General features: G+C 59.8%; 15 protein-coding genes. 13 read left to right on the top strand and 2 right to left on the bottom strand.

What is annotated here, in order from left to right:
• Positions 1-242 precede the first annotated feature (242 nt).
• The 11 genes from pth2 (at position 243) to AArcSt11_RS15925 (ending at position 7,565) form a co-directional block, all read left to right on the top strand.
• Positions 243-581 (top strand): peptidyl-tRNA hydrolase Pth2, encoded by a 339-nt coding sequence (pth2, locus tag AArcSt11_RS15975; RefSeq protein ID WP_250598560.1) that lies wholly within the window; start codon positions 243-245, stop codon positions 579-581.
• The gene (gene truD, locus AArcSt11_RS15970; RefSeq protein WP_250598558.1) at positions 581-1,936 is read left to right on the top strand and encodes a tRNA pseudouridine(13) synthase TruD; all 1,356 of its coding nucleotides are present in this window, start codon (positions 581-583) and stop codon (positions 1,934-1,936) included. The genes pth2 and truD overlap by 1 nt, the downstream gene beginning before the upstream one ends.
• A 112-nt stretch (positions 1,937-2,048) precedes the next feature.
• The gene (locus tag AArcSt11_RS15965) at positions 2,049-2,771 is read left to right on the top strand and encodes a DUF2103 domain-containing protein (protein ID WP_250598557.1); all 723 of its coding nucleotides are present in this window, start codon (positions 2,049-2,051) and stop codon (positions 2,769-2,771) included.
• 802 nt (positions 2,772-3,573) lie between these two features.
• On the top strand, positions 3,574-4,785 hold the full coding sequence (locus tag AArcSt11_RS15960; protein WP_250598556.1) for an orc1/cdc6 family replication initiation protein: 1,212 nt from the start codon (positions 3,574-3,576) through the stop codon (positions 4,783-4,785).
• Between the two features lie 360 nt (positions 4,786-5,145).
• On the top strand, positions 5,146-5,355 hold the full coding sequence (locus AArcSt11_RS15955; protein ID WP_250598555.1) for a hypothetical protein: 210 nt from the start codon (positions 5,146-5,148) through the stop codon (positions 5,353-5,355).
• Between the two features lie 144 nt (positions 5,356-5,499).
• Entirely contained in the window at positions 5,500-5,766 is a 267-nt protein-coding gene (locus AArcSt11_RS15950; RefSeq protein WP_238477239.1) for an eL43 family ribosomal protein, read from the top strand.
• Between the two features lie 2 nt (positions 5,767-5,768).
• Positions 5,769-5,903: a DNA-directed RNA polymerase subunit P gene (locus AArcSt11_RS15945; RefSeq protein ID WP_129114797.1), complete on the top strand. Its 135-nt coding sequence runs from the start codon at positions 5,769-5,771 to the stop codon at positions 5,901-5,903.
• A gap of 11 nt (positions 5,904-5,914) precedes the next feature.
• Positions 5,915-6,178 carry a KEOPS complex subunit Pcc1 gene (locus tag AArcSt11_RS15940; protein WP_250598554.1) on the top strand — a complete coding sequence of 88 codons (264 nt, stop codon included), beginning with the start codon at positions 5,915-5,917 and terminating at the stop codon, positions 6,176-6,178.
• A 179-nt stretch (positions 6,179-6,357) separates the two neighbouring features.
• Positions 6,358-6,741, top strand: a complete 384-nt coding sequence (locus tag AArcSt11_RS15935) for a prefoldin subunit beta (RefSeq protein WP_250598553.1) — start codon at positions 6,358-6,360, stop codon at positions 6,739-6,741.
• A 7-nt stretch (positions 6,742-6,748) separates the two neighbouring features.
• On the top strand, positions 6,749-6,991 hold the full coding sequence (locus tag AArcSt11_RS15930) for a DUF3194 domain-containing protein (protein WP_238477242.1): 243 nt from the start codon (positions 6,749-6,751) through the stop codon (positions 6,989-6,991).
• Between the two features lie 157 nt (positions 6,992-7,148).
• Positions 7,149-7,565 (top strand): disulfide bond formation protein B, encoded by a 417-nt coding sequence (locus AArcSt11_RS15925; RefSeq protein WP_250598552.1) that lies wholly within the window; start codon positions 7,149-7,151, stop codon positions 7,563-7,565.
• A 78-nt stretch (positions 7,566-7,643) separates the two neighbouring features.
• Here the strand turns inward: AArcSt11_RS15925 and AArcSt11_RS15920 are convergent, their stop codons facing one another.
• Together AArcSt11_RS15920 and AArcSt11_RS15915 are read right to left on the bottom strand one after the other, a co-directional pair.
• Positions 7,644-8,114 (bottom strand): hypothetical protein, encoded by a 471-nt coding sequence (locus AArcSt11_RS15920; RefSeq protein ID WP_250598551.1) that lies wholly within the window; start codon positions 8,112-8,114, stop codon positions 7,644-7,646.
• 67 nt (positions 8,115-8,181) lie between these two features.
• On the bottom strand, positions 8,182-8,733 hold the full coding sequence (locus tag AArcSt11_RS15915; protein WP_250598549.1) for a GMP synthase subunit A: 552 nt from the start codon (positions 8,731-8,733) through the stop codon (positions 8,182-8,184).
• A gap of 145 nt (positions 8,734-8,878) precedes the next feature.
• Here AArcSt11_RS15915 and AArcSt11_RS15910 point away from each other — a divergent pair, with 145 nt between their 5' ends.
• Positions 8,879-9,019: a hypothetical protein gene (locus AArcSt11_RS15910; protein WP_250598548.1), complete on the top strand. Its 141-nt coding sequence runs from the start codon at positions 8,879-8,881 to the stop codon at positions 9,017-9,019.
• Positions 9,020-9,111: 92 nt separating this feature from the next.
• Positions 9,112-9,906 (top strand): 5'/3'-nucleotidase SurE, encoded by a 795-nt coding sequence (gene surE / locus AArcSt11_RS15905; RefSeq protein WP_250598546.1) that lies wholly within the window; start codon positions 9,112-9,114, stop codon positions 9,904-9,906.
• The last annotated feature ends 312 nt before the right edge of the window (positions 9,907-10,218 follow it).

The following is a 10,218-nucleotide window of genomic DNA, read 5'->3' as shown; positions in this document are numbered from 1 at the left end:
GAATCACTTTGAAAACGCACCGCCTCACTTTTCAATCCTTATCTGAACACCGCCCTCGAATTTTCCGTAACATTGTTACATCGCCAGCAGGGACGAGGGGGGACTCGGATGCCGGACAAATGGCCTCGGATGCCGGACGAGCGACCTTGGATGTCGGACCAACGACCTCGGATGTTGAACTGAACGACCCTGAATGACGGACGAACGACAGCGGTTAAGCGGGCGGGCACGCACGTTGGCGTATGAAACAGGCTATCGTCGCGCGGACGGATATCGGAATGGGAAAGGGAAAACTCGCCGCACAGGTGGCACACGCCTCACTGTCGGCCTACGAAGATACGGCGGGGCCGGACCGCCGAGAGTGGAAAGGCGGCGGACAGAAGAAGGTCGTGCTGAAAGCGGACGGCGAGCAGACGCTATTTGAGTTGGCTGATGTTGCGGAACGGAAGGGACTCCCGACCGCGATTATCCGGGATGCCGGGCACACGCAGCTGGATCCGGGGACCGTGACGGCGCTCGCAGTCGGGCCCGGCGACGAGCGAGTCGTGGATGAAGTGACCGGGGACCTCTCGCTATACTGATGCGGCAGGCACATCCGACCGAACGGGAAGTCGGGATAGAGTGGTACATCAGCGAGGGCGAGGGGATCGGCGGCGTGCTTCGCGGGCGCGACGAGTACTTCCAGGTGCGCGAGATCGAGCATTTCGAGACGCAGCCGCTTTCGGCGACTCCGGACGCCTACCCGGACGTCGTCTTCCGGGCGACACTCCGGGGCTGGGACACCAACGACTTCGTCTCGCGGCTCTCGAACGAACTCGGGATCAGCCGCGAACGAATCTCGTGGGCGGGGACGAAGGACAAACACGCCGTCACGACACAGCTGTTTAGCGTCCGTGGCGTCGATCCAGAGCAGTTCCCCGAGATTTCACGGGCGGACGTGGAGTTCGTCGGGCGCGCGGGGCGGCCAATCGAGTTCGGTGATCTGGTGGGCAACGAGTTCGAGATCGTAGTCAGCGAGGCGACGGCACCCGGACGTGCCGAGGACGTTCTCCGAGAGCTACAGGAGTTCGGCGGCGAGGGGACGGAGGGGGACACGGTCGGCGTTCCAAACTGGTTCGGCCAGCAGCGCTTTGGCAGCCAGCGCCCCGTCACCCACGAGGTCGGCCTGCACGTCGCCCGCGAGGAGTGGGAAAAGGCGGTGCTGTCGTACGTCGGCAACCCGTTCGAGGCCGAATCCGAGGGGACGCGCCGGGCACGGGCACGGGCGGACGAGGCGGCGAGCGGCGACCAGGACTGGGCTGCCGTACTGGAGGAGTATCCGCGGCGGCTCCGATACGAACGCTCGATGCTTCACACCCTCGCGGAGAACGGCGGGGAGACCGCCGCGGACTTCCGGGAAGCCCTTGAGACGGTGCCGAGCAACCTCCAGCGGCTGTTCGTGCACGCCGCCCAGTCGTACGCATTCAATCTGATGCTAAGCGAGCGGCTGGAACGGGGCCTGCCATTTGATCGTCCTGTTGCTGGCGACGTGGCCTGCTTTTCGGATCAAGAGGGGCCAGCCGAACTCGTCGTGCCGGATATCGACCGCCTCCAGCGCGTGACGGCAGACCGCGTTGAAACAATGAACCGGCATTGCGCGCGTGGGCGTGCGTTCGTCACTGCACCGCTGGTCGGCACCGAGACCGAACTTGCTGACGGTGAGCAAGGCGAAATCGAGCGGTCGGTGCTGGACGATCTGGGCCTGGAGCCGGGTGATTTCGATCTACCGGGGGTGTTCGACTCCACGGGGACCCGGCGTGCGATCCTCCTGCGGACCGAACTGGACGTCACGACGGGAAGCGAGAGAGCGACATTCGAGTTCGCGCTGCCGAAAGGGAGCTATGCAACCGTCGTGTTGCGGGAGTTTCTGAAAGCGGACCCAATCGAGATGGGTTGACTGGCAGGATCAGTGAATCGGCAGACGAATAGTAGACGAATCGATACGGATCCGATGGACGCCACCGGCGGAGAAACACGCCTGTTTTACACGTCGCACAGTAAGTGCGAGTATGGAGTGTCGGCGCTGTGCGAGTCCGTTAGACCGGCCAGGTGATTACTGTCTGGTCTGTCACACGGGCAACGCCGACACTGTGGTGCTCGATCTCGATCGGGACCGGGCGACCGTGACGATTCTCGACGAGGACGATGTGCTCGGGGAAACGACGGTGACGACAAAGCCCGAAGACGGCGATGAGGAGGAAGTGGTGGAACTGCGAAACTTCGGTGGAAAGATCGCCGACGAGGTGCGACGAAAACGTCCTGATGAGGTGTATGCGACGGGCAACAGGGACGTGTTGCGGGCGGCGCGAGCGCAGTTGCACTACGATTTTTATCGGATCAACAGCGACGACGGTCCCGTAGAGGCCGTGATCGAACGTCGGGGAGAGCGGGCACTCGACGTCGTCGACCTTGCCCCCGAAGAGAAACTGGGTGGATCACACACGACCCTGATCGGGGGTCGCGACGGTCGACAGGCGATCCAGACCGTCGCTGGTCATCCTCACGTCAAGAAGGTGATTCCGGGACCGATTGATGCCGGTGGGGTGGGATCACAGTCGGGCCTCCGTGCGAAGGTAACCCGGGCTGATACGAACGGGAACGTGAGACTGCTCTTGCGGGATGGGTCAAGCGTACAGGAAAACCGAATCGTCACGACGGCGCGGGATGTCGATGGCGGTGAGCTCGTCAGGGAGGACCTCAACGACGCGCTGGACGAGGAAGACCTATACTAACCCGGCACACGAATTCCAGAATCCGATGTCCGGATCCCGACAGAGACACCAGTATGTCGCGTGTTACGGGATGTTTGATCAGGGGAGCGATCGAGGCGATACCTCCCCCACCCCACTCTGTCGAGTGTTACTGCTTGGAGGGATGGGTGGGGGAGAAGGATAGAAAGAGAGGGTGGGAAAAGTAGGCAAAAAGGGTGAGAGAAGGGGTCGCTCACACCAGCATATCGAATGAATCACAGAGATTCAGCTGGATTACAGAGATTCGTCTAGATTCTCCGCCGCCTCCCCCACCCCACACTGTCCCCCACCCCACACTGTCGAGTGTTACTGGGAATATCCAGCCGACCTCCGAAAACTGAATCTCTACCTGACACGAGTAGTTTCGAATCCCATCACGCAAGGTGACATCCCATGACGTGGTGAGACCCAGTCACAGGATAGAACGGCTTCAAGTGGTTCGTTGCTGGGTTCAAGTGGTTCGTTGCTGGGTTCAAGTGGTTCGTTGCTGGGTTCAAGTGGTTCGTTGCTAGGTCCGTGGTATTCGTGATTCAGATACCGTTTTGTTACGGATACATCGAAACGTGTTTACCAGACACGCTCGGAATAGAACATCTGACGGAGTGGTGTCAGACGATCCGTGATCCCAGCAACATACCACTCCAGAGCGACCATCGATCTCGAAAGTACGGTATCAGTTACAAGAACACTGGACACACTGGGGGTGGTCGAATATATACCGCCAGAAACAGTCGACGCACTCGACACGGTGGTTTTATATGCCACCTGTTCTATGGTTACGCAAATGCCGCTCTTCGATCGGGACACGACTATTTTTCAGGACGAAGATGTCCTCCGGGAGGACTACCAGCCCGAGTCGATCCAGGAGCGAGAGGAGGAACTCGATGCGTACAAGACGGCGCTTCAGCCGGTAGTAAACGGAGCTCAGCCGCGGAACATCTTCCTGTACGGGAAGACGGGGGTGGGAAAAACCGTCGCGACCCGCTATCTGCTCGACCATCTGCAGCGGGATGTCGCCGAGTACGACGACGTAGATCTCTCGATCGTCTGGTTGAACTGCAACAATCTCACATCCTCGTACCAGGTTGCGGCCCACCTCGTCAACGAGCTCCGCGGGCCGAACGAACAGATTAGCACGACCGGTTATCCCCAGCAGACGATCTTCGACATGCTGTACGACGAACTGGACTCGCTCGGGGAAACCGTGCTGATCGTACTGGACGAGATCGATCACATTGGCGACGACGACGACCTGCTGTACGAACTTCCACGTGCTCGAGCGAACGGCTACCTCTCGCAGGGAAAACCCGGAATCATCGGCATCAGCAACGACTTTAGCTTCCGCAGCGGATTGTCGCCCAAAGTAAAGGACACGCTCTGTGAGGAGGAGATCCACTTCTCGCCGTACGTCGCAAACGAACTCGAATCGATCCTTCAGCAGCGTGCACAGAACGCGCTCCACGAGGACGTCCTCGCCGATGGTGTCCTACCGCTCTGTGCTGCCCTCGCGGCGCAGGACACCGGAAGCGCCCGACAGGCCCTCGACCTGCTGTACAAGGCGGGCGATCTTGCCCGATCACAGGACGTCGAAGGCGTCGAAGAGAAACACGTCAGGGAAGCACAGCGTGCGCTCGAACGGGGGCGAATCAAACAGGGAATGGTTGATCTTACCCAGCACGGCCATCTGTCGCTGGTCGCCGTGTTGAGTCTCGCCCTTGAAGAGGAGACACCTGCACGTGTCCGCGAGATCTATCCGCGATACCGCTCGGCTGCGGAATACGTGGGGACGAACCCACTCGTCCGTCGGCGGATGCACGACCACCTCTCGGATCTTGCGATGCAGGGGATTCTCTCCCGAAATACTCGCAACGAGGGACGCGCTGGTGGCAAGTACTACGTATACGATCTCGACGTCGCCGTCGACATGGTGCTTGACGTCATCGAAGATCTGGAGACGGTCGATCTTCCGCCCGACGTGTTGCGTCACGCTCCGTGATCACGCTTCTCTGTCGCATGGAAACACCCTCAGTAGACTCCCCCACTAGATTCTCCGAGAACACTCGACAGAGTGGGGTGGGGTGTTGATACATTGCAAAGTATGCTCACTTGCGTCGTCTTCTGGGTGACATCCTCCTCGCCGTGAACGGCGGGATTCTCTCGCTGTAAGAAGATAGCTGGCACAAGCTACCCCCACCCACCTCACCGGTGGAACACTGGACACAGTGGGGTGGGAGGGTCCCATTCACCGACACCCCCGTCGAAGTGCGAACACTCGACATGGTGGGGAGACTCTGTTTCCCTCGAAAGCACCCCCCGACGTTTACGTGCCACGTGGTAATTACATATAATTAGAACGATGACCTCACGACACGATATCGTACTCGCTTTCCTGCCAGTTCTGGCGGTCAGTGGTGTCGTCGTTCAGTACGTTGCTTCACTGTTCACGGCGGTACTCGGAATCCACGTGGGACTTCCAGAGCTCCCGCTGATACTCGCCGGACTGTTGGCTGCCGTGCTGGTCGTGTGCCACGAAGTGTTCATCCAACCACCCGTTGAACACTACTGATTGCCGTCCCGCAAAACGCAGATTACGAACACACTTCACGATGAGACGCCGAACGACCAGCCCCCCGCACGGATACCTTCGATAGACTCCGTACCGGACCAACTCAAAGGGTTTATCAGGTCGCTCGAATTATTAATCGGTACTATGGCCGAAGGCAAACGACGACAGACCGGGAGTTCGGGCCGCTTCGGTGCTCGCTACGGTCGCGTCGCACGGAAACGCGTCTCCGAGATCGAGAGTGACATGCAGAACGCAACCGTCGACGGTGACGACGTCAAACGCGTCGGAACCGGGATCTGGATCAACGAGGAGACCGGCGAGAAGTTCGCTGGTGGGGCGTACCGACCGGACACCCCCGCCGGACGTAGCGTCAAACGATCGATCCGCGCCGCACTCTCCGAGGACGAGTAACGATGTCGTACAAGTGCTCGCGCTGCAAGCGTGACGTCGAACTCGACGAGTACGGGGGCGTCCGCTGTCCCTACTGCGGGCACCGTGTACTTCTCAAAGAACGGAGCCGGGACGTAAAGGAAGTCAGCGTCGAGTAGACCGCCTCCGTATGGACGCGTTCGTACACGGAGCGACCTACACGTTTGCGTACGACTCGGCTACTGTTGCACGGATAATCGAGCGGAGCGTCCGTCCAGAGGTCGGTGATATTGATGACGAGCGCTCGCAGGTCTCCCTCTCTCGCTCGGAATCAACAATAGAGGTTACCGTTGAAGCGACTGATCTGGTTGCACTCCGTGCGGCCTCGAACACCTGGTTAACGCTGGTCGACGTGGCCGAGTCCGTCGCTGACTGCGGCCGGGCATGTCGCTGACTGCGGCAGGGAATCTCGCTGACTACGGCAGGGAATCTCGCTGACTACGGCCGATCAACGGATACGATCTGCGGATACGTACTGTCCCTGTCGGCTATCGGAGGACACAGGACGACCCACGATGCTGGGTCGCAACTATAATGACGGGGTTTTTCCGTCCGGACCTCCACCTGAGAAGTATGCAAGGCAACCTACCGCCGGAAGCACAGGAGAAACTCGAACAGCTTCAGGACCTTCAGGAGACCGCACAGCAGGTCGCGGCCCAGAAGAACGAGGCCGAAACGCAGCTCAACGAAGCCGAGACGGCGCTCGACGAGCTCGAAGACATCGACGAGGACACCGTCATGTACCGAGAGGTCGGCGAACTGCTCGTCGAGACGGACTACGAGACAGCGAACGACGACCTCGACGAGAAGGTCGACAGCCTCGAAATCCGTGTCGAGACGCTGACCAAACAGGAAGAGCGCGTTCAGGAGCAGTTCGAGGACCTGCAGGGCGAGCTCGAAGAGCTGCTCGGCGGCGGCCCCGGCGGCGCGCCGATGGGCGGCCCCGGCGGCGCATAAGGAGACGATGCCAGACGACGAGGAAGTGGTTCAGACGGCCGCCGAGGCCGCTGAGGGGTTGATCCTCTCACGAGTAAAGAACTCGAACGTCGAGGATGTCGACGTGACGGTCACCTTCGAGGACGGCGTGCTCGATGTCGACGTCTACCTCAACGCACCCGAGGCCGACGAGGACGAGCAGGTGGTCGCCGACGACGCCGCACTTGCGGCCCAGTCCGCTGTCGACGACCTGTTCGAGGACGCGTCGTAACGCGCTGACGCGCCCACCACTTTTTACCTGTAACACGACATCACAAGTGACCAGTTTCGCGTATCAGCTGGCATCCTGTCAGAAGTAGTCCAGTGTCAGAGTATCAGATAGCGCCCTGTCAGAAGCTTTTTCGAGGTGTCGGCCGTCAACTCGGGTAATGAGTCGTCCGGCAGTCGAGACGCGACAGTACCTCGCCGCGGGCACCCTTGTCGCCGCGATCTCGACAGCCGGGAGCCTGTACTTCAGTCGCGGCATGGGGTTGACGCCCTGTGACCTTTGCTGGTACCAGCGGATCTTCATGTATCCGCTGGTCGTGATCCTCGTCATCGGCGCGTACCAGCGCAACGACAGCCTCGCACCGATCGTCCTCTCGCTTTCCGTTCCGGGGGCGCTCCTGGCGGCGTACCACTCCTATATCCAGTATGCGACCGGCGGCGTCGGCTCCTGCACAGTTGGCGGTGGCTGTACCGCTGTACAGTACGAACTGCTCGGGCTTAGCATTCCGAACATGGCGTTGCTCGGGTTCCTGTTGATCACTGGCTTTACTATCGTCTCCACTCTCAGTTCGCGGTGACCAGCCTCTTCGGGTTCACGGAGACAAGCCATATCCCTGTGGAGACAACCGTCTCAGGTTCCATGCAACCTTTCGGAGTCAGGCGTCTGTCGACTGATATCCCGCTACGAACCCGTGAACCGCCAGTACGACAAACACGAGAAATGCCCCAGCCAGCACGACGCCGACTGCAGTCTGTCCGGGCATACCGTCCAACAGTCCCGAATAAAAGATCCGATGGAAGATCCAGGCGATGACGGCGAGACCGAGCACACAGGCGGCACCCAGGGCGCAAATCAGTGAGAGACGTTGGACCGTTCCGAACCGGGCAAAAGGCCTGGACTCCGCAAGTCGAACCGCGGCGATAGCGGTTGCAACCTCGACAGCGACCGCCGCAGGGATCACTACCACGACCACGAGACTGGCGATCGGATACGAAGCGATACCAAGACGGTCTGGCAGAGGCTCAAACACATAACTCAGTAGCAGAAATACAGGGATACCGACCAGGATCAACGAGCCGATCCAGACGGCAGTGGCAATCGAATACTGCTCAGTCGACGTCCTCATACGTTGAACTCTTCCTGACGGGAAATAAATACACCGACCCCTGCCACAATTCCCCGCCTGACCTGCCTCACTCCTCGCAGATCGCGCGGAAGTTCTCGAACAGTTCCTCGCCTTCTTCGGTATGGGCAACTTCGGGATGCCACTGGACGCCGTAGAGGTCGCGATCGGCGTTGCTCATCGACTCGACACCACAGACGTCGCTTTTGCCGGTTAGCTCGAAGCCTTCGGGCAGTTCCTTCACCTCATCAGCGTGGCTCGCCCACACGCGCGTTTCAGGATACAGTGACCCCGTAAGCGGATCGCTCTCTTCGAGCAGTTCGACCGTGACATCGGCGTAGCCGCCGTACTCGCCGCCGCCGATGCGCCCGCCGAGTTCGTCGGCGATGATCTGCATCCCGAGACAGATTCCGAGCACCGGGATATCGAGATCGAGATACTCCGAGCACCGGCCGATGTCATCGATATCCGGCCCGCCCGAAAGGACGAGTCCGTCAGCGTCTATCTCTTCTGGTGGCGTCTCGTTGTCGATCAGTTCCGTGTCGATGCCCATGTCCCGGAGCGCACGCTGCTCCAGGTGGGTGAACTGGCCGTGGTTGTCGACCACGTCGATCTTCGTCATTGGCAGGCGCTACTCACGCGGCGAATAAAAGCCGTCCGAATGCGCCCAGTATGGCGGGAAATGCGCGATCGTGGGACACGAAAACGATATGTCAGTTGTTCCTCGTGTGCATAGAATTAACACGACACCACTCATTCACCCGCATATGGTAACCGAGCGTCTCTCCCGGTTCGATCATCCGGCATGGATCACTGCTGTCAGTACGCTCATCGCGTGGGGAATCATCCTCACAGTGGTATTCGTCGTCCTGTTCGCACTCCCATATCTCGCCGTGACACTGCTGTGACGAGGCGGGATTTACCAGTGTGACGAAGCGGGACGATCCAGAATGGCTGTCGGTATCGGTGTGTTTTTCGCTTCCGCGTTCGACGGTGGTGCATGGACGAGACTGAGGACCTCGAGATCCTCCTGACAAACGACGACGGGATCGGCAGTGTCGGAATTCGAGCCTTACACGACGCACTGACCGAGGTCGGTAACGTCACAGTCGTCGCGCCAGCGGACGATCAGAGTGCCGTTGGGCGGGCGATTTCAACCGAGGTCGAAATCGAAGAACACGAGCTGGGCTATGCGATTCAGGGTACCCCATCCGACTGTGTCGTTGCAGGACTGGAGGCGATCGGCCCGTATCCCGATCTCGTCGTTTCGGGCTGTAATCGCGGTGCAAATCTGGGTCAGTACGTCCTCGGACGATCGGGGACGGTGAGTGCGGCGGTCGAAGCGGCATTTTTTGGCGTCCCAGCGATCGCCGTCTCGCTGTACGTGCCAACAGGTGATCTTGCGTTCCACGAAATAGAGGTTACGCGCGAGGACTACGCGGAAGCAGTCAGAGCAACCGAGTATCTTGCGGAGCGGGCACTCAGCGAGGGGGTGTTCGATGACGCCGACTATCTCAACGTCAACGCACCGGTCCCGGACGACGAGCCAGCAGGGATGACGATTACCAGCCCATCGCACGTCTACGACATGGATGCAACCCACAACGGGGACTCGATTACACTCCACGACCGGATCTGGGAGCGGATGGCTACGGCCGAGATCAACGATCCCGATGGGACCGATCGACGCGCCGTCGTCCACGGGAATATTAGCGTCTCGCCGCTGACTGCACCACACACGACCGAGCACCACGACGCGCTGGATACGCTCGTCGGCGACTACGAACACCGCTGAACTCGAGCCGCCAGCAGTCGACCCCTCGACATCGTCACAGTCCGGGAATCCGTGGGGGGTCTGGAAACTCACTCACCCGAGAACGTCAGACGATGGCCGGGGAGGCGGCCTTCGAAGCGAGTAGTGGCTCCGAGCAAATGATTGAGCAACTGTCCAGGGACCTGCTGCTTGACGGATCGTCGTCGCCGGCTCGGACCCAGTCAGCCACCGTTCTCGGCCAATTAGTTATGGACGATTATTAAGAAAATAGGCGTTTAAGATAATCTTCATAATAGTTTCTTGGCAAAGGATAGCAAAGGCTTTAGTTCGGGT

This window comes from Natranaeroarchaeum aerophilus, from assembly GCF_023638055.1.
GTDB classification, from domain to species: Archaea; Halobacteriota; Halobacteria; order Halobacteriales; family Natronoarchaeaceae; genus Natranaeroarchaeum; species Natranaeroarchaeum aerophilum.
This window is presented reverse-complemented; position numbering and strand designations above follow the sequence as displayed.